A 19,275-nucleotide genomic window follows, 5' to 3' on the forward strand; every position below is an offset into this window, starting at 1 on the left:
TGAGCGGGGCAGCGCAGGCAGAAAATGGGCTCGATTATAGCGCCGCTGATGTCAGGCGTCATTCGGTCTTGGCGTGCAGGCTCTTGTGGCCCTCGCCAAGGGGACGGTTTCACAAAGCAGGCAACATCCACGCAATGATGCCGTATCCTGTCGCAACCTGCTGACGCCGAGGTGCCTCGCCTCGTAGTCTCCCTCCTGTTCCTGCTCGCGGAGCCGCAATGTCCAAGCCTCGCCCCACGGATGGTGCACCTCGTCCGACCCGTCGCTGGGTCTGGCATGAACTGCTGCGTCATGCCCTGGTGCCACTGCTGGTGATGGAGGTGGCACTGCTGGGCGGTTATCTGGGCTTGCACTGGCTGGTCGCGCAGCAGCAGGAAGCGACCCGTGAAGACCTGATCCGCACCCAGCTTGAGCAGCTGAGCCGTTATGAGGCGGAGCATGCCGGCATGGTGGTGGAGGATTGGCGCAGGGAAGTGCAGCAGCTGGCACACTCGGCACTCCGTGAGATGGATGCTCCCATCGCGCCGGGCGAGCGTGTCCGAGAGATGGCGCGTCATGTCTTCAGTGAGGATGGCACCCTCTACGTGGCCGAGGATGACGGGGAGGCCGGCTCCTATTATTCGTCGCTGGCCCCCAGTTATCTGCAGGACTACGGCAAGGTGGCACGGCTGTCGCGGCTGGATACGGTCATGCAGGACATGCTCGAGATCCGTCCCGAGCTGCGTCAGGCGTGGTTCTCCAGCTACGACGGCTATTTCCGTATCAAGCCGTGGATCGACACCCACGGCATCTTCACCCCCGGGGTGGATCTCACCAGCTACGGCTTCTATTACCTGGCCGATGATCGCAACAATCCCACGCGTGAGCCGGTCGTGACGCCGGCCTATCAGGACCCCGTCGGGGGAGGCTGGCTGATCTCGACCCTGATGCCGGTGCATCGTGGGGACTTCCTTGAGGGGGTCGTCGGTATCGATGTCACGCTCGATGCGCTGGCGAAGCATCTCGAGAGCACGCGACTTCCCTGGAACGCCTATCTGGTGCTGGTGAGTGGCAACAGCGTACTGGCCATGCCCGAGGCCGGTCAGAAGGATTTCGGGGTGCATGTCACTCCGCGGATCGAGCCGACCCCGTTGACGCATGACCGCTTCCTGGAAACGGCACGTGATCAGAGCAAGTCGCCGGAGATGGTGCGCCTGCTGCATGGTATCGACGATGCTCCCCATGGCATGCGCAAGATACCGCTGCTCGCCGGTGAGCGGCTGGTGGCGTGGTATCCGGTGGAGGGGACGGACTGGCGGCTGCTGGCCGTGGTGGACCCGCAGCAGGTGGAAAGCGGCATCCAGCACTGGAATACGCGTTTCAATCAGTTGGGTTACGTGATGCTGGTCGGCCTGATCGCCTTCTTCCTGGTCCTGCTGGTGGTGATGCGCTGGCGGGCGGAGTCCATGGCCACCACGCTTTCCGAAGCCCTGGAACGCTTGAGTGACATGGCGCTGCGCATCGGTCGCGGACAGCCGGTGGTGCGTCAGCGTTTTGCCTTGCAAGAGCTTGACCAGGCGGGGGAAGCCCTGCGGGAAGCCGCATTGCGGCGTGATCAGATCGAGCTCGAACGCGCCGAGGATGCCCGGCATGTCGAGATGGTGATGGCGGCCTCCGGTGATGCGACCTGGCGGTATGACTTCGAGCGTGATGATCTCCACTTCCACGAGAACTTCTTCCTGATGATGGGGCTCCCCATCCAGGCCAGCATGCATCTGGCCGATCTCGATGCCATGACTCACCCGGAGGATCTGGCGGGGATGCTGGAATCCCGCTGGCGCGTGTTGCATGGCGACAGCTGGGCCGAGGCGCGTGACGTGCGTTACCGCCATGCCGACGGCAGCTGGGTGTGGATGCAGGTGCGAGGTCAGGTGACCCGCCGCGATGGTGACGGACGACCGCTGCGTGCCACGGGGGTGGTGCTGGACATCCAGCGTCACAAGCAGACGCTGCAGGTGCTGGAAGCGGCACGTGACAGCGCCACCGAGGCAAGTCAGTCCAAGTCGCGGTTCTTCTCGAGCTTCAGTCACGAGATCCGCACGCCCCTCAATGCCATCCTGGGCTTCACTGACCTGCTGGCGGACGAATCGTCCCTGACGCGCGAACAGCGTCGCTATGTGGATGAAGCGGGCCACGCGGCAAGCCAGCTCTCGGCGCTGATCGAGGACGTGCTGCAGATGTCGAGCCTTGAAGCGGGAGAACTGCCCCTCGATTGCCAGCCTCTGTCGATCGGCCAGCACCTGATTCGCCTCGTCAGTCAGTACCAGCCGCGGCTGGACCAGGCGGAACTGACGCTGTCACTGGCGCTGGAAGAGGCGTCGCTGTGGCTGAATGCCGATCGCCGTCGTCTGGACCAGATTCTCGGCAACCTGATGGGGAATGCCATCAAGTACAACCGCGCGGGCGGCTGGATACGTCTCGCTCTCGGACGCGGTATCGACTCCCACGGCCAGGAGATGGCCTGGGTGGATGTCGAGGATGGTGGCTTCGGGTTTGACCCGAATCAGGCGGCTCAGCTGTTCCAGCCTTTCTCGCGTCTGGGCCGTGAGGATTCGGGAATCGAGGGCACGGGCCTCGGGCTTGCGCTGTCGCGTGAGCTGGCGCGGCGGATGCAGGGGGAGATCACCGCGCAGAGCGTACTGGGCGAGGGGGCCTGTTTCCGGGTATGGCTGCCGTTGGCGGATGTCAGTGCCCATGAACAGGTCGTGAAGGCGGCATGGTCGGCAGATCAGGCGCTGCCAGTGGCGTGTCGCTGGCTGGTGATCAGCACGCGCGCGGAGGACAGACTGCGCCTGGAAGTGATCGGCAGCCATGTCGCCAATCTGGACATCATCACTGCCAGCAGCGCGGCTCAGGCCTTGCGCCTGGTGCGTGATGTCAGTCCCTGCATGGTGATCTTCGGAGACGTCGCCGACATGAGCGTGGCGTCGCTGTTCAGCGAGATCCAGCGTCTGCCGCGTGAGGCGCCGTTGTGGGCTGTGCGTATCGGCGAACGAACGGGTGCGGAAGCCGATGGCCTGCCGCCGGAATTCTTTGCGGTGGGGGAGAGTCCCCCCGGCATGCTGGACGTCGAGCACTGGATCGAGTGGCTGATCGTGCGTTTTCGCGAGTTTCTCGAGGCTCGGGAGCAAGACGAGGAACGCGAGCGCTGAGTCGGCTGACAGCACCACCGGCACCTGCCGGCGTCAGCTCACGCCCTTGAGCTGATGCGAACGCACCGCATAGCCGCGTGACTTGTAGGTACGCCAGCATTCGCGCTTGGTGACCAGCACATCCTGATGCTGGTTGATGATCTCGGCGACGCGCTCGAAACGCGAGAACCACTCGGGGATCTCGGGGTGCAGGTTGAGCAGTGCCTCGATGCCCGGTGCCGGCGCGTCCTGCCAACCGATGGTCACGGGCGGACGTGGCACGTCATCGGCGTGTTCTGCCTCGCGCGCCGCGAGATCCAGATCGATATCCAGCGCATGGGGTACGAAGCTCTCGGGGCGGAACTGCCACAGGTGCTCATCGAACTGACGCGCCATCGCCTCATCCTCGACATGCACGTGCAGGCGGAACCCCTTGGCATGGATGGTCTCGGCCAGACGGCAGGCGAATTCCAGCCGGGCTTCCAGCGTGGTATCGGGCAGGATGTAGAAGTCGATCTGGGTCATGGGCACCGCTCGTGGCAAGAGTTCGCGAGCGCTCAGGATACCGCACTCGCCACGCGGCTTCGATGCAGGAGGGACTCGGTACGCATCGGAAAGCGCGATATCTTCGCGTCTGCAAACATGAAGGCCCGCCTCTTGCGAGGCGGGCCTTCATGTTGTCGTCTGGCATGGGCCACAGGGCTTACGCCAGGCGGGTCATCCAGCCACGCGTGTCTTCGGCGCGGCCGTATTGAAGGTCCAGCAGCTGGCGACGCAGACGCATGGCCACGTCGCCGGCATTGGCAGTCAGATCCAGACGCGCGTCTTCGCTGACCAGCTCGCCCACCGGGGTGATGACGGCGGCGGTACCGCAGGCGAACACCTCGGTGATCTCACCGGAGGCGATACCTTCGCGCCACTCGTCGATGCTGACCGGGCGCTCTTCCGGCGTCAGGCCGAGATCACCCGCCATGGTCAGGATGGAGTCACGGGTGACACCTTCCAGAATGGTGCCGGTCAGACGCGGCGTGACCAGACGACCATCCTTGAAGACGAAGAACAGGTTCATGCCACCCAGTTCCTCGACCCACTTGTTCTCGGCGGCATCCAGGAAGACGACCTGATCGCAGCCATTGGCGGTAGCTTCGCTCTGGGCCGCCAGGGAACCGGCATAGTTGCCGCCACACTTGGCAAAACCGGTGCCACCGGCCGCCGCACGGTTGTAATGCGAGGACAGCCAGATGGAGACGGGCTTGATGCCACCCTTGAAGTAGGCGGCCACCGGCGAGGCGATCACGTAGTAATCGACTTCACGTGACGGACGCACACCGAGGAAGGCTTCGCTGGCGATCATGAACGGGCGAAGGTAGAGGCTGCACTCATCGCTGGCGCTGGCGGGGGTCGGTACCCAGGCGCTGTCCTGGGCGAGCAGGGCCTTGAGCGAGCCGACGAAGTCCTCGTCGGAGAGCTCCGGCAGTGCCAGGCGGCGGGCGGAATTGCGGAAGCGTGCCGCGTTCTTCTCGGGGCGGAAGGTCCACACCGAGCCGTCTTCATGACGATAGGCCTTGATGCCTTCGAAGATTTCCTGGGCGTAGTGCAGTACCGAGGCGGCGGGGTCGAGGCTCAGCGGGCCATAGGGGCGGACTTCATGGCCGTGCCAGCCGCCATCGGTGGTCCAGCGGACGTGTGCCATGTGGTCGCTGAAGTGACGGCCGAAGCCGGGATTGGCCAGGATGGTGTCGCGAATGGCAGCATCCGCCGGTTGCGTGGACGCGCGGACGTCGAAGCCTTTGGTCACGTGGGTGTCTCCGTAGCAGCGAGACCCCCGGCGCGAAACGCCGGGGGTCGAATCATTTTTATAGGACCTCTGGGGTCAGCGGTGCCGAGTGGCGTGCCGACCCGCGTGTCTCAACGCTAGCACGCCATCGAGAGCATGCGAAGCCTCAGAGCGTCTCTTCCTGGGCGGCATTGAGTTCCGCTTCGCGATCCAGCAGATACTGGGTCAGCAGGCCCACCGGGCGGCCGCTGGCACCTTTCTGCTTGCCGGACTGCCAGGCGGTGCCGGCGATGTCCAGGTGCGCCCACGGGAAGGTGTCCGCGAAGCGGGACAGGAAGCAACCTGCGGTGATCATGCCGGCTTCACGGCCACCGATGTTGGCGATGTCGGCGAAGTTGGAATCCAGCTGTGCCTGATACTCGTCCCACAACGGCATGTGCCATGCGCGGTCCCAGGCTTCTTCCCCGGCATCCAGCAGATCCAGCGCCAGGTCATCATCGTTGGAGATCAGGCCGGTGGCGTGATTGCCCAGCGCGATGACGCAGGCGCCGGTCAGGGTGGCGATGTCGACGACGCTGGCCGGCTCGAAGCGCTCGGCGTACGTCAGGGCGTCGCACAGCACCAGGCGGCCTTCGGCGTCGGTGTTGAGGACTTCGACGGTCAGGCCCTTCAGGGTCTTGATGATGTCGCCCGGCTTGGTGGCACGGCCGTCCGGCATGTTCTCGGCGCTGGCCACGATGGCGACCACGTTGAGCTTGGGCTTGAGTGTCAGCACGGTGCGCATGGTGCCGAAGACGCTCGCCGCGCCGCCCATGTCGTACTTCATCTCGTCCATGCCGGCGCCCGGCTTCAGCGAGATGCCACCGGTATCGAAGGTGATGCCCTTGCCGACCAGCACGTGCGGTGCCTCGTTCTCGTCTTCCGCGCCGCGGTATTCCATCACGATCAGACGGCTCGGCTCTTCACTGCCACGGCCGACCGAGAGCAGTGACAGGGCGCCAAGCTTCTCGAGTTCTTCCTCACCCAGCACGGTCACCTTCAGTGCGCCTTCGGAGGTGCTGCCCAGTTGCTCGGCACGCTCGCCCAGATAGGTCGGGGTGCAGATGTTGCCCGGCAGATTGCCCAGGGTGCGGGCTTCGTTGACCCCTTCGCCGATGGCCGCGCCAATACGCAGACCCGCTTCCAGTTCTGCCTGCTGACTCTTGTCGGCACTTACCACGCTCAGACGGGTCAGAGAGGCAGGCTCGCCCGGCTGACTCTTCATCTCGGTGAAACGGTAAGCGTTGCGCAGCGCGCTCTCGGCGATCATGCGTGCCTTCCATGCGGCGTCGCGCAGCTCGATATCGAGGCCGACTCCCGCGAAGGCGGCGTCTTCCACCGGCAGCTTGAGCAGTGCCGCCATGGCGGCGTCCAGCCCGCGCTTGTAGCGGCTCTCGTCGAGTTTCTCGGCCTTGCCGAACCCGGCCAGCAGCAGGCGCTGTGCGCCGAGCCCCGGGGCGAAAGGCAGCAGCAGGGTGTTGCCCAGTTCGGCCTTGAAGTCGCCGCGTTCGATCAGCTGGGAAATCAGCTTTTCGCTGGCATCGTCCAGACGTGCCGCGGCGCCATCGAGTTCGCCTTCAATGACGGGAACCACCAGGCAGGCGGTCTCTAGCTGGGCCGGATTGACAGTGACAACAGGAAATTCCATGACAACTCCACGCGGGCGAGTAAGGGATACGAAAATGAGGATAGCGTCAGACCGAAGCGGGTCGGACGTGTCGCGATATCCGGGGTCAGGCATCCAGGTCCGGCAGGGGCGGATGTGAAGAGGCTCTGCCGTCCGTCGGTGTCTGACCGAGCATGACCTTTGAATGGGGACACTGGCCGCTGATGGCAAGCATCCCCCGGTGCCGTCCATCATGCGGAAGATCATGTGCCTGTCGCAAGGCATGGCCGCGACAAGGCTGCATGCTTTCTGGATAATGCTCGAGCATGCCCTTGCGGGGCTCGGTACGCCCAGTGTCATCGACACTCGATCGCACCGGGCCGAGGCGCAAGTGCAGGCCGGATGCCCAGTGTACGCAAAGGCGGTTCGGCATGCATGAGGGATGGTGCATCTTCATGTGTCCCGTATCGTGTCTTCACCGGCTATCATCGTTCTGGTCAACACGCTCGATTGCGAGTGGGAAACAGGAGTTTCATTTGATCATCTTCCGCTACCTGACACGCGAGATTCTCACCACCATGGCCGCGGTGGCCGGGGTGTTGATGCTTGTCATCATGGGCAGCCGATTCATCCGCTATTTCAGTGACGCGGCAGAGGGGGACTTCCCGGCCTCGATTCTCGGCAGCCTGATGCTCTATCACCTGCCGGGGTTCTTCGAGCTGCTGTTGCCGCTGTCCTTCTTCCTGGCCGTGCTGCTGGCCTTCGGTCAGCTGTACATGAACAGTGAGATCACCGTGCTGGTGGCCTGCGGTGTCGGCCCGGAGCGCCTGCTGCGCGTCACCTTGCTGCCGGCACTGCTGATCACGGCGCTGGTGGCGGCCTGCAGCCTCTATCTGACGCCGGCTGGCGCGCTGAAGAACGAGATGTTGCTGGAGCTTCAGAAGCAGAAGACCGACTTCTCGGTGCTGGGCGCGGGACGTTTTCAGCAAATCGGCGATCGCACCGTCTATGCCGAGAGCATGAGTGACGACAACAGCGAACTGAAGCACGTCTTCATCGCCGAGCGTGGCAATGACGGGGCCACCCGCCGCGATGACAGCGAACCGAGTCAGTCGGTGGTGCGCGCCGAGCGCGCCTTCCAGGACGTCAGCGAGGAGACCGGCAGTCGCTATCTGGTGCTGGCGGATGGCTCACGCTACGCGGTGGAGCCGGGCAAGTCGGCTTCACAGCGACTGGGCTTCGAGCGTTATGCGGTGCGGGTCAGCGAGGGGCAGAGCGAGGCAAGCCTCAAGGATGACATCGAACTCGTCTCCACCCGAGAGCTGTTGGCCACGCAGACGCCCGAAGCCCAGGCCCAGCTGCAATGGCGTATCTCCCTGCCGTTGATGGTGCCGATCCTGATGCTGATCGGTCTGCCACTGGCGCGCGTCAATCCGCGCCAGGGCCGCTTCGCGCGTCTGCTGCCGGCCATCTTCGTGCATATCACCTACCTCAGCTTGCTGATCGCGGCTCAGAATGCCGTCGCGTCCGGCAAATATCCGGCCGCGATCGGCCTGTGGCCCATTCACGGCGTCTATCTGGCGCTTGGCCTCTGGCTGAGCTGGCGCGACAACCGCGGAGGTGGCCGCTGATGCTGCTTGATCGTCTCGACCGTTACATCGCGCGCAACGTGCTGCTGGCCATGCTGGTGGTACAGGTACTGATCCTCGGGCTTGACCTGATGATCACCTATATCAATGACCTGGGCGATGTCGAGGGGGATTACGGTGCCCTTGAGGTCTTGCTCTACCTGTTGATGAGGCTACCGTCACGTTTCTACGAATTCGTGCCGGTAGGGGTGCTGCTGGGGGCCTTGATCGGCCTGGGCAGCATGGCATCCAGCAATGAGCTGACCATCATGCGTGCGGCGGGCCGCTCCTTGACGCGCATCCTGTGGGGCGTGATGAAGCCGCTCGGGCTGGTGATCGCCATCACCATGGCCGTGGGAGAGTACGTGGCGCCTGTCACCGAGATGCAGGCCGATGCCTGGCGCGCCGAGAAGCAGCAGGGGGCGGGTGCCGTCTATGCCGAAGGCGGTGGCTGGCAGCGTGAGGGCAACAACTTCTATCGCTTCGGTTCGATCCGCAGTGATGATGTGGTGCTCAACGTGACCCGCTATCAATTCGATGATGATCAGGAGCTCAAGCAGGCCATGTACGCCCGGCGTGCCGTCTGGGAGGACGACCATTGGACGCTGGAGGCGGTGGAAACCACGGTCTTCGAGCGTGAGGGCGGCGAGGTGGCCTCCACGCGTGTCGAGCAGCAGGACTCGCGCCAGTGGGACACCCGATTGACGCCGGACCTGCTCAAGCTGGTGATCACCGAACCCAAGCAGCAATCCGCCTCTGATCTGTGGCGCTACGCCAGCTATCTGAAGGGGCAGGGTCTGTCTGCCAACCAGCCATTGCTGTACTTCTGGCAGAAGATCCTGCAACCGCTGACGCTGGCAGCGCTGGTGCTGGTGGCAGCGTCCTTCGTGTTCGGGCCGTTGCGCACCGTGGCAGCCGGGACGCGCGTGTTCTACGGGATCATCGTCGGTCTACTGTTCAAATACCTGCAGGACCTGCTGGCACCGGCCTCGGTGGTCTTCGGGTTCGCGCCCATCTGGGCAGTACTGGCCCCCACGATCGCCTGTTACGTGATCGGCCTGCTGCTGATTCGTCGCAGTGGCTAGGGCACGGTGCCCGGTGGCCCGGCGCTGCTTCGCGCAGCAGGGCGTGCGCCCAGCCGGGCTGATGCGGCGTCTGGGCGGATTGGTGTATGACACCTTTCTGGTAGTGGCGCTGTTGATCGTGCTGGGGTTCGTGGGGGTGGCCGCGAATGGCGGTGAGGCCAATCAGTCGCCATTGTTCCGCTCGCTTCTGCTGGTGGCGGTGTTCGCCTTCTTTGCCTACTTCTGGAGCCGAAGTGGCATGACGTTGGGCATGCAGGCCTGGCGGCTGAGGCTGCAGACGCCGGAAGGCTGCGCACCGACACTGCCTCAGTGTCTGCTGCGTTTTCTGGTTGCCGGTCTCTCGCTGGGATGCGGTGGGCTAGGGTATCTCTGGCAGCTATGGGACCCTGAACACCGCAGCTGGCACGACATCGCCTCAGGCACGCGCGTGGTGGTGGTGCCGAGGCCCAGCCGAGAGTGACGGCCCGGTAGGCGCCGCCTTGCGGGTGTCGTGCAAGGGCGGCGTGCAGGAATCGCCGTGAAAGGCATGCCGAATGCCGGAAAACACAACGCCCCGCCAGTCATCGACTGGCGGGGCGTTGTGTCTGTCAGGGGTGCAGGACGTGAATCAGACGCCCAGCAGGCCATCGAGGCGCGTGATGATGCGGTCGACCGTGGCGCGTGACACGACCAGGCTGTCTTCCTGTGCCGCGGTTTCCGGCAGCTCACGTGGCAGGTCGAGTACCGCGTTGCCCATGCCCTCGAAGCGCACGCCATCACGATAGCGCACGAAGGGCAGCTGGCCGATGGGGCGCTGACCGTCGTGGTCGAGGCGGGCCAGGCGTGTGAAGGCACTGACCGTGTCCAGCACCGGTGCGCTGGTCAGCGGCAGGTGGGTCAGGCGCCATGCCAGCCAGTCGTCCACTTCGACGGCTTCGTCACGCAGGGTGGCGAACCAGTGACGGGCCTGATCCAGGCGATAGCGGGCACGGCCCTGCTTGTCCAGCCACAGGACGTCGGCGCTGGCCTGACGCGGACTTTCCAGCTCGCCGGGCAGGTACAGCCAGGCCTCGGTGAGGCGATGCAGCGCACCCGGCAGTGGCTCATCGAGGGTACGCTCGTTGAGCGAGTCCAGTGCAGCATTCAGGTCGCCCTGTTCGGCACTGCTTTCACTGTTGGCGTAACCGACGTTGTAGCGCCAGACACGATCGGAGATTTCCTGGGTGACGACGTGATCGTGCGGCAGTGCGATGTGACTCATCAACTCACGTGCGTTGCAGCTCTCGTCCACCAGGCCCTCGCGACGCGCCTCGCGATAGAGATTGCGCAGCAGCGGATTGAGCGGCAGGCGGTGATGGTCCCCGAAGCAGCTGCCGGCATCGCGAACGGCGTCGAGATTGAGCGGCAGGTGGGAGGCGGCATGATGTTCGGCGGTAGCGATGGATGCGGACATTGGGTCAGGACTCCTTGCAGTTTGGCAGTAGGCGAAACGAACGGACAGCAGACGGATTCGGGCCGGTCACGGCATCATCATGTCGCCCATCATCGGCATGCCGATGGGCCGAGTCAGGATGGAGGGCGTCGACGGAATCTCTTGCAGTGTCCTGTTCATGTGCTTTTCCTGATTGCCTGGCAGGTCGTGGCAGTCATTTGCCGTCGCCTTGCTGCGTGTGGGTCATCGTCATGAACGGCAGCGTTCTGGCGAAGTGACGCTAGCAGGAGGCGAGTGACCTGCCTGAACCATTGGATGTCGATGGCTCATTATTTTTTGTTGCGACTTGATTCTTGTCTGCATAATAAAACGTTATACATCTTAGCGTCCCTGACCCAAATCGCAACCCCTGCCTTAGGCAGGTGACTCCCTTCTTTATACGGTGGGCGCTTTCATCGATGCAACGGATTTGAGAGCAGTGGATTTGAAAGCAATGGTTTGAGAACAGCGGGTTGAGGAAAGCGGGGAGAACGGCGGGTCGAGAACCGTCACGCGGCTCTGGTCGGACGTTCACATCCCGCAGCAGCAATTCATGGCGCCGACGGTGGAAGACGGGGTAATGCAAGTGGTTGATATGTCATGCAAATGAGAATTTTTTGCAGTCAGGTGTTGCGCATCTTTCTGCGAATCATTTACATTTGTCTCACTTGGAGTGAGCGAGGTGAGCCATGTACGTCTGTCTGTGCAAGGGTGTATCAGACCACAAGATCCGTGAAGTCGTGGGGCAGGGGGCGCGCAGCTTCCGTGAGGTCCGCGAGCAGACCGGGTGTGCGACCCAATGTGGAAAATGTGCCTGCATGGCCAAGACGATCACCCGTGAAGCCGTGGCACGCGAAATGATGCCGGCTGACGACCTCGCCTACGCGGTCTGATGTCAGGGGGGCTTGCCTCTCCTGGCCTGGATTGCCCTGTCGATGCAGCACAGCGCCACGAGTCCATGTCATTCAAACGCCAGAGGCCCGATCACATGATCGGGCCTCTGGCGTTTTCGCATGCCGCTCCTTGCCGGGAGAGCTCATCTTTCCAGCTATCCTCTCTCGCACTTTCCTTTCTCGCACTTTCCTTTCTCGTGCTTTCCTCTCCCGGGCTTTCATCGCTTGTACGCTCACCGGTGTCCGTCTGCATATGACAACGCGGATACCAATCTTTCCCATTTGCGCCTAAAAGTCGATAACTTGTTGTCATGTCTCGAAAAATTCATGGTTTTGCGCCATACTTGCCGGACCTGACGAAGCGGGGCGAGTGCCTGAGACGCCTCACCCCCGACGGCCCCTGACACCGGCATGCATGCCGGTCGCCGACGACAACGAGACCGCACCGGACAAGAGAGGAATGGCGACATGAAAGGCGATCCCAAGATCATCGAGCATCTCAACACCATACTGGGCAACGAGCTGGTAGCCATCAATCAGTACTTCCTGCATGCGCGCATGTACAAGGACTGGGGGCTCAAGCGCCTGGCCAAGTGGGAATATGACGAGTCCATCGAAGAGATGCGTCATGCGGACACCCTGATCGAGCGCATCCTGTTCATGGAAGGCCTGCCCAACCTGCAGGACCTCGGCAAGCTGCGTATCGGCGAGAACACCAAGGAAATGCTCGAGTGCGATCTGGCGCTGGAGCACCAGGCACATGGTGATCTGAAAGAAGCGATCGCCTATGCCGAGCAGGTTCGCGATTACACCTCACGTGATCTGTTCCGCAAGATCCTCGACGACGAGGAAGAGCATATCGATCACCTGGAGACCGAGCTGGGTCTGATCGAGAAGGTCGGTATCGAGCTCTACCTGCAGAAGCAGATCCATCACGAGATCGACTGATTCCAGGCGCGGCTTTCCAGGTCGTGACAGGAACGAAAACGCCCCCGCTGCCATCGGCAGCGGGGGCGTTTTGTCTTCAGTGGCGCAGAACCGGCTTACTTGCCCAGGTCATTGACCAGCAGCGCCTCGACGGCTGCGATGCGCGCGTCGAGACTGGCCTGGTCGGCGGCCAGCACCGTGATGTGACCGATCTTGCGGCCGGCTCGCGGTGCCTTGCCGTAGTCATGCAGGCGAGCACCGGGAATGGCCAGCACGGCATCGCGCTCTGGCATGCGCCCGATGATGTTGAGCATCGCGCAGGGGGCCAGCAGGGCTGTCTCGCCCAGCGGCAGGCCGGCGACGGCGCGCAGATGGTTCTCGAACTGGCTGGTGACCGCGCCCTCGATACTCCAGTGACCGGAGTTGTGCACGCGCGGGGCGATCTCGTTGGCCAGCAGGCGCTCGCTGCCGTCCGCTTCCTTGACCACGAAGAACTCGAAGGCCATCACGCCCACGTAGTCGAGTTCGTGCATCACCTTGAAGGCAGCCGCTTCGGCCTCGGCCTGCAGGTCATGCGCGGCCAGCGGTGTGGCGCAGTGCAGGATGCCGCTGCGGTGCTCATTGCGGGACAGCGGCCAGGCGCGTGTCTCACCGTCACGACCGCGTACCGCGATCACCGAGACCTCGTGATCGAAGGCGATGAAGCCTTCGAGAATCAGCGGCACGCTGCCGAGTTCGGCGAAGGTGTCGGCCACGTCCGCCATCTCGCGCAGCACCTTCTGACCCTTGCCGTCGTAGCCCAGCGTACGTGTCTTGAGGACGGCAGGCAGGCCGATGGTGGCCACCGCGCTTTCCAGATCGGCCTGGCTGTCGACCAGCGCCAGCGGCGGCACCTCGATGCCCAGACGCATGAACAGCGACTTCTCGTTCCAGCGATCCCGTGCGGTATCCAGCGCGCCGGCCGGGGGATAGGTCGGACGCTCTGCCGCCAGGCGCTCGACGGCGTCGGCGGGCACGTTCTCGAACTCGAAGGTGATGGCATCGGAGGCCGCCACCAGCTGTGTCAGAGCGGCGTCATCCTGCCAGTCGGCGCGCAGATGATGGCCATGCACGCGGCCACAGGGCGAGTCGGCGGGATCAAGAAAGGTGAAGCGGGCATTGAGGGCGGCACCAGCCTGAGCCAGCATGCGACCCAGCTGACCACCACCGACGATACCGAAGCGGATCGGCTCGCTCATGATTCACTGGCCTCCATGCGACAGGCTGGGAGCATCGGGACGCGGGTCCGGATTGTCCAGCACGCGGTCGGTCTGCTCGGCGCGGAAGTTGATGAGCGCCGTGCGGATGGCCGGATACTTGTTGGCCAGCTGGCTGGCAGCCAGCAGCGCCGCATTCACGGCACCGGCACGACCGATGGCCAGGGTGCCGGTGGGGATGCCGGCGGGCATCTGCACGATGGAGAGCAGAGAGTCGACGCCAGACAGCATGCTGGACTGCACCGGCACGCCCAGCACCGGCAGCCAGGTCTTGGCGGCACACATGCCCGGCAGGTGGGCGGCGCCACCGGCTCCGGCGATGATGACCTCGAGACCACGCTCCGCAGCGGTGTCGGCATAATCGAACAGCAGGTCAGGCGTGCGATGGGCAGAGACGACCTTGACCTCGTGTTCGATCCCCAGGGCTTCCAGGGTCTCGACCGTATGGCACATGGTCGCCCAATCCGATTTTGATCCCATGATGACACCAACCAGTGCGCTCATGCTTCCTCCGCTCTTGACGTGGTATGAACCAGCTCACAGCCACCGCCAGCGCATGCTGGGCGGCCCGCTGTGTGGGCGTGGTCGAGGTGGCCGGGCCGTGATGGCCAGTCCCACCTCAATGCGTATGTCTGGAAAAACAAGCGGCGCAGTATAGCACCGAGCCTGAGAGGCGGCATGCACCTGTCCGGTCGGTCAGCTTATGGGCGCCACCGGCCGGCGAGGCTCAGCAGGACCATTGCGTGACCAGCGCGAAACGCGGCACTGGCTCGCCCTGGATCTCGACATTCTCCATGAACATGCTCAGTGGGCGCACCCACAGACCACATTCGCCGTAGAGGGCGCGGTAGACCACCAGCAGCTCTTCCGTCTCGCTATGACGACTGGTGCCGATCACCTCGTATTGCGCGCCCTTGTAGTGGCGGTAGAGCCCCGGCACGGGGCGATTCTCGGGCAGCGGCGGCATGGGAGGCAGCTCTGACATGATGATTTCCTTGATGGGCAAGACAGTTGGCGCGGTCGCCCGGCGCGATCAGGCGTCGGGTGCGGGCTTGAGAGCGTTGGCCGGCGTGGCCTTGGCACCGCGGCGTGCGATGCGCGCCAGGGCGCGCGCACTGGCGGTGAAGCCGAAGCTTCCGGTGACGAAGGTGGCGGCGCCGAAGCCGCCGGTGCAATCCAGACGCGTGGCGCTGTCGCCGGGTTTGGTGGCGCAGACCTCGCCATCGGCACCGGGGTAGGTCAGCTGCTCGTCGGAGTAGACGCACTCGACATCGAAACGGCGCTTGAGATTGCGACTGAAATGGTAGTCGCGGCGCAGCAGGGAGCGAACGCGCGCCAGCAGCGGGTCCTGCTCGGTACGGGCAAGATCCGCGATCTGGATGCGTGTCGGGTCGAGCTGGCCACCGGCACCGCCCGTCACGGTCAGCCCCAGCTTGCGACGCTTGCACCAGGCGATCAGCGCCGTCTTGGCGGGTACGCTGTCGATGGCATCGATGACGTGATCCAGCTCATCGTGGATCAGCTCGGCCAGGTTGTCCGGGGTGACGAAGGCCGAGATGGCGTGAATCTTCATCTGTGGCGCGATCAACTGGCAGCGCTCGGCCAGCACCTCGACCTTGGGGCGGCCGATCTGGCCATCCAGCGCATGCAGCTGACGATTGACGTTGGAGACGCAGACGTCGTCGAGGTCGATCAGCGTCATCTCGCCGATGCCGGAGCGTGCCAGCGCCTCGGCGCTCCAGCTGCCGACCCCGCCGACCCCGACCACCGCGACATGCGCGTGACGGAAGTGGGCGAAGGCGCTGGCGCCGTAGAGGCGACGAATGCCGCCGAAACGGAAGTCGTAATCGTCCGCCGCCGGTGCCTCGGCATCGGTGGCGAAGAAATCCGCCAGCATGCGTTCGCTGGCAGAGGGCGCGGCGTCCGAGAGAGAGGCCGTGTGGGCCGCTGGCTCATTCAGCGGAATGTCGTCAGGGGTAGTGGTCATGCGCAGCTCATGCTTTCCAGGGACGTTGAATGCAGATGGCGAAGCGTGTTCGCGGGTGCCCGGTCGTCATTCGGGCAAGTCGTCTGTGGGCCGGCCAGCCAGGTCGCTTTCGGGGCGTTCGGCCTGGTGGATGGCATGGCGCTCCGGCAGATGCCCCAGCCAGCCAAAGCGCGCCAGCAGGGCAGCGTAGGCGCCATCCGGTGGGCATGAAAGACGCAACCAGCCACCCTCGGGGTGCGGCAGTTCCAGTCCGACCGCCGCCAGCAGCAGACGCGGACATTCCAGGGTCGAGGCGAAGTAACGATTGTAGTTGCCCTTGCCGTGCCTGGCATCTCCGATGATGGGGTAGCCACGGCGCGACAGGTGCCGACGAATCTGGTGTCGACGGCCGGTCAAGGGACGTGCCTCCACCAGCGAGAAGCGTGACTGGGGGTAGCGGTCGATCGCGACGGGCAGCTCGACCTGCGCCAGTCGGCGGATGTCGGTGATGGCTTCCTGCTCCGGCATCTGGGCCTTGGGCAGGCGACCCTCTTCCTTGCGCAGGCCGTAGTCCAGGCGCTCCTGTTCGGGAGCGACGCCACGCACCACGGCCAGATAGCGTTTGCTGACCTGCTGTTCCTCGAAGGCGGCGCTCAGCTTGCGGGCGGCTTCCGGTGAGAGGCCGAAGACCATCAGCCCGGAGGTCGGGCGATCGAGACGATGCACCGGGAAGACGTGCATGCCGATCTGGTCACGCAGGCGCTGCAGCAGAAATTCCGTCTCATGCTTGTCGATGGGGCTGCGATGCACCAGCAGGCCAGAAGGCTTCTGCACCACCACCAGCACGTCATCCTGAAACAGGATGTCGAGTGGCAAGATGGGCTCGGCCTCGTGAGCCGGGTCAGCATCGAGGGGCGCCGACACGAGTGGTCGAGACGTCACTGACGCGTCGCAGGGCAGGCCATCGGGAGAAGAGGGCAGATCATGGGAAGAAGGGGGCATGGGCATCACGGCAGCAGGAAGACGAAAGCCGATCACCAAGGGGGTGATCGGCGTGTATTGTCCGGCTTTCCTGGCTGGCTGTCATGTCCGGTCTGTTGCAGGAGGGGGCGCCGCCTCAGGCAATACGGTCTGAGGTATGGCGGCTGGCTCGTCCGGTGTCTTCGGGATGTATCAGCATGCCTGCCGGTATCCATTGCACCAGCAGGTTGATGGCGGCGCCCGGCGCTGCCTCGGCGCCGACTTCGGGGGCCAGCAACTCTCCCAGTGAGGCGAAGCTCAGGCCGTCATCACCGGCGGAGAGAATGGCGTCGAGCACCAGCGCTTCCAATGGCTCGAGAGAGCGATAGTGCACCTCGGGTGCGCCCTCGGTCGGCTGACGCCAGACGATCCATGGCGTGGGGATCTCGCTCTCGACCGGCGCACGTGGCGGCTCGTCATTGTCGATGGATTTCCAGATGGCCGGCGTATCGAAATGAAAGGCGAAGTGATGCAGTGACGGATGGGCTGCCAGTCTCAGCGTCGGCCAGTCTTGCGGGGCGAGCCCTTGCAGGGTCTCGACGCTGAGCGTCGCGATCTCCTCGGCATCCAGTGCCAGCCCCAGTGCCCATTCGAAGGCCGCCATCTCGGTGACCAGCGAACGCCGGGGTTCGCGCGCGGCCACGAAGGCCGGAAAGTGCTGGCCTGCCCAGCGGATCGAGTAGTGGCTCGGCGGATGGGCATTGAGGTACTCGCGACACAGCAAGCCGAAGGCATCATCGCCAATCAAGGTGTGCACGGCCTCGAAATCACCGCCGAAGACATCGAACAGGCGCAGGCGGTAAGCCGTGGCATAGATGCCAAGGCGCTCCTCGGCACTGGCCAGCTCATCACTGATGACAGCCTGTGCCGCGATGCTGCGGGTGTCGGGTGACGGCGCGGCCAGATAGGCGGCGGTGGCGTCCTGAAGCTGGGTCAAGGCGCGGCGATCGAACTGTGATGCTGTCGTCGCTGTGGTCGATGCATGCGTCATGCGTGCAGCCCCCCATTCATTGCCGCCGCGACAGTCCGGGTCGGTTGATCGTCGGCCAGCGGGCGACCACTGCGGCGACGCAGCTCGGCATATTCTTCCATCAGCTCCGACCATGGCGGGAAGTTGTCATCGCGCTCGATCATGGTGGCGACATCGCCGAAGCGCTCGCGTGCGGCGTCATACAGCGACCACACGGCATCCGGGACGGGTTGGTCGTGGGTGTCGATGCACAGCTCACCGCCAGACACGTCCTGCCTGATGTGCCCGGCGAGATGGTGCTGCCAGACACGCTCCGCCGGCATGGCATCCAGATAGGCCAGCGGATCGAAGTCATGATTGTGGCTGGAGACGATGACGTTGTTCAGGTCGAGCAGGATCAGGCAATCGGCGCGGCGGCTGACCTCGGCCAGAAACTCCCATTCGCTCATCTCGTCGGGCTGCCAGGTCAGGTAGCTGGAGACGTTTTCCAGCAATAGCTGGCGCCCGAGCGCGTTCTGGACCTGGTCGATGCGCTCGGCCAGGTGCGTGATGGTGGCCTCGGTATAGGGCAGAGGCAGCAGGTCATGGAATTGATGCGCGCCGGTGCGGGTCCAGCACAGGTGGTCGGAGACCCACATCGGTTCGATGCGCTCACACAGTGCGCGCAGCTCGCGCAGATAGCGGGTGTCGATGGGATTGCTGCCACCGATGGATAGCGAGACGCCATGCAGGGCGATGGGGTAGTGCTCGCGGACTCGCTCAAGAAAGTGCAGCGGCTTGCCGCCGGCACTGACGCCGTCGGAGTCGATGAATCCGGGGCCCATGTAGTTCTCGCTGATGGCCTCGAACCAATCGATATCCGGCAGCGTCGTCAGAATCTCGTGGTAGTACTCAGGACGTAGCCCTAGCCCTTGACCGGCACCCGAGGTGGCAGTGGCAGGCTGGTGACTCCGGGAAGCTGTCGTCATGAGTGACTCCTTTTCCATGGCATGGCAGGCAGTGCCTGCATTGGCAGTGTAGACCTGATGCAACAACGGGAGGACGGCATGCCGTCCTCCCGTTGCGTCCAGGGACTCCTGGCGACACCGTTACCTGGGTGACGGTGCCCTCATCTCGAGTGCTCAGCTCTTGCCGGAGATGACTTCGCCGCCAGCGCCGACACAGGATTCGGCACTTGCGGTGTAGGACCAGCCCTGACCCTTGCAGGCATTGTGGCCCTTGCAGGCGCTGGTGGCGGTGGCGCACTCGGAGGTGCCCTTGCAGGAGTTGATCCCGGAGCACTTCACGGCGTTGTCAGCCGCCTGCACGGACATGGAGGTCAGGGCGGCGGTGGAGAACAGTGCAGCGGCAGCAGCGGCAAAGGTGGCGGCAGTCACGGTCTTCTTCATGGTCATGATGGTTTCCTTTCGGGCGAGCCCGTTTTTTCTGGTTGTTGAGCAAGGTTCGATGCAGATATCCACCCGGCCAGTCAGGTCTCGTTGCCGGGTC

Annotated in this window: 18 protein-coding genes; 6 read left to right on the forward strand and 12 right to left on the reverse strand. The window is 63.9% G+C overall.

Annotation, left to right across the window (positions count from 1 at the left end; all coding sequences use genetic code 11):
• Positions 1 to 218 precede the first annotated feature (218 nt).
• Entirely contained in the window at positions 219 to 3,191 is a 2,973-nt protein-coding gene (locus QD172_RS12030) for an ATP-binding protein (RefSeq protein WP_279855852.1), read from the forward strand.
• A 33-nt stretch (positions 3,192 to 3,224) separates the two neighbouring features.
• Here the strand turns inward: QD172_RS12030 and QD172_RS12035 are convergent, their stop codons facing one another.
• The 3 genes from QD172_RS12035 to QD172_RS12045 form a co-directional block, all read right to left on the reverse strand.
• The gene (locus tag QD172_RS12035) at positions 3,225 to 3,695 is read right to left on the reverse strand and encodes a DNA polymerase III subunit chi (RefSeq protein WP_077378736.1); all 471 of its coding nucleotides are present in this window, start codon (positions 3,693 to 3,695) and stop codon (positions 3,225 to 3,227) included.
• 178 nt (positions 3,696 to 3,873) lie between these two features.
• On the reverse strand, positions 3,874 to 4,968 hold the full coding sequence (locus QD172_RS12040) for a branched-chain amino acid aminotransferase (protein WP_279855853.1): 1,095 nt from the start codon (positions 4,966 to 4,968) through the stop codon (positions 3,874 to 3,876).
• Between the two features lie 145 nt (positions 4,969 to 5,113).
• Positions 5,114 to 6,634: a leucyl aminopeptidase gene (locus QD172_RS12045; protein WP_279855854.1), complete on the reverse strand. Its 1,521-nt coding sequence runs from the start codon at positions 6,632 to 6,634 to the stop codon at positions 5,114 to 5,116.
• 494 nt (positions 6,635 to 7,128) lie between these two features.
• On the opposite strand from QD172_RS12045, the gene lptF reads away from it, so the two are divergent.
• The 3 genes from lptF to QD172_RS12060 are packed head-to-tail and all read left to right on the forward strand — an operon-like array spanning position 7,129 to position 9,765.
• Positions 7,129 to 8,223: an LPS export ABC transporter permease LptF gene (gene lptF / locus QD172_RS12050; RefSeq protein ID WP_169477242.1), complete on the forward strand. Its 1,095-nt coding sequence runs from the start codon at positions 7,129 to 7,131 to the stop codon at positions 8,221 to 8,223.
• Positions 8,223 to 9,305, forward strand: a complete 1,083-nt coding sequence (gene lptG / locus QD172_RS12055; RefSeq protein ID WP_077378750.1) for an LPS export ABC transporter permease LptG — start codon at positions 8,223 to 8,225, stop codon at positions 9,303 to 9,305. The genes lptF and lptG overlap by 1 nt, the downstream gene beginning before the upstream one ends.
• On the forward strand, positions 9,298 to 9,765 hold the full coding sequence (locus tag QD172_RS12060; protein ID WP_279855855.1) for an RDD family protein: 468 nt from the start codon (positions 9,298 to 9,300) through the stop codon (positions 9,763 to 9,765). The genes lptG and QD172_RS12060 overlap by 8 nt, the downstream gene beginning before the upstream one ends.
• Before the next feature lie 147 nt (positions 9,766 to 9,912).
• On the opposite strand, the gene QD172_RS12065 is transcribed toward QD172_RS12060, so the two are convergent.
• Positions 9,913 to 10,737 (reverse strand): hypothetical protein, encoded by an 825-nt coding sequence (locus QD172_RS12065; RefSeq protein WP_077378753.1) that lies wholly within the window; start codon positions 10,735 to 10,737, stop codon positions 9,913 to 9,915.
• A gap of 707 nt (positions 10,738 to 11,444) precedes the next feature.
• On the opposite strand from QD172_RS12065, the gene QD172_RS12070 reads away from it, so the two are divergent.
• Together QD172_RS12070 and bfr are read left to right on the forward strand one after the other, a co-directional pair.
• Complete coding sequence (locus tag QD172_RS12070; protein WP_279855856.1) at positions 11,445 to 11,648, forward strand: bacterioferritin-associated ferredoxin; 204 nt, start codon at positions 11,445 to 11,447, stop codon at positions 11,646 to 11,648.
• Positions 11,649 to 12,116: 468 nt separating this feature from the next.
• Positions 12,117 to 12,596, forward strand: coding sequence for a bacterioferritin (bfr, locus tag QD172_RS12075; protein WP_077378759.1), 480 nt, complete (start codon positions 12,117 to 12,119; stop codon positions 12,594 to 12,596).
• A gap of 95 nt (positions 12,597 to 12,691) precedes the next feature.
• Here the strand turns inward: bfr and QD172_RS12080 are convergent, their stop codons facing one another.
• From QD172_RS12080 to QD172_RS12115, 8 genes are all read right to left on the reverse strand, one after another.
• Positions 12,692 to 13,813, reverse strand: coding sequence for a 5-(carboxyamino)imidazole ribonucleotide synthase (locus QD172_RS12080; protein ID WP_240704287.1), 1,122 nt, complete (start codon positions 13,811 to 13,813; stop codon positions 12,692 to 12,694).
• 3 nt (positions 13,814 to 13,816) lie between these two features.
• Positions 13,817 to 14,335, reverse strand: coding sequence for a 5-(carboxyamino)imidazole ribonucleotide mutase (purE, locus tag QD172_RS12085; protein WP_077378762.1), 519 nt, complete (start codon positions 14,333 to 14,335; stop codon positions 13,817 to 13,819).
• Between the two features lie 223 nt (positions 14,336 to 14,558).
• Entirely contained in the window at positions 14,559 to 14,816 is a 258-nt protein-coding gene (locus tag QD172_RS12090; protein ID WP_240499615.1) for a DUF1653 domain-containing protein, read from the reverse strand.
• Between the two features lie 48 nt (positions 14,817 to 14,864).
• The gene (gene tcdA / locus QD172_RS12095; protein WP_279855931.1) at positions 14,865 to 15,728 is read right to left on the reverse strand and encodes a tRNA cyclic N6-threonylcarbamoyladenosine(37) synthase TcdA; all 864 of its coding nucleotides are present in this window, start codon (positions 15,726 to 15,728) and stop codon (positions 14,865 to 14,867) included.
• Between the two features lie 156 nt (positions 15,729 to 15,884).
• A complete protein-coding gene (locus QD172_RS12100) occupies positions 15,885 to 16,676 on the reverse strand; it encodes a pseudouridine synthase (RefSeq protein WP_077379350.1) in 792 nt (263 codons plus the stop codon).
• Positions 16,677 to 16,914: 238 nt separating this feature from the next.
• Positions 16,915 to 17,808 (reverse strand): DNA-binding domain-containing protein, encoded by an 894-nt coding sequence (locus tag QD172_RS12105; protein WP_279855857.1) that lies wholly within the window; start codon positions 17,806 to 17,808, stop codon positions 16,915 to 16,917.
• A complete protein-coding gene (locus QD172_RS12110) occupies positions 17,805 to 18,755 on the reverse strand; it encodes a DUF692 domain-containing protein (RefSeq protein WP_136939091.1) in 951 nt (316 codons plus the stop codon). Before QD172_RS12110 ends, QD172_RS12105 begins: the two co-directional genes overlap by 4 nt.
• Before the next feature lie 153 nt (positions 18,756 to 18,908).
• Positions 18,909 to 19,181, reverse strand: coding sequence for a hypothetical protein (locus tag QD172_RS12115; RefSeq protein ID WP_240499614.1), 273 nt, complete (start codon positions 19,179 to 19,181; stop codon positions 18,909 to 18,911).
• Positions 19,182 to 19,275 lie beyond the last annotated feature (94 nt).

The organism is Cobetia sp. 10Alg 146 (assembly GCF_029846385.1).
GTDB classification, from domain to species: Bacteria; Pseudomonadota; Gammaproteobacteria; order Pseudomonadales; family Halomonadaceae; genus Cobetia; species Cobetia marina.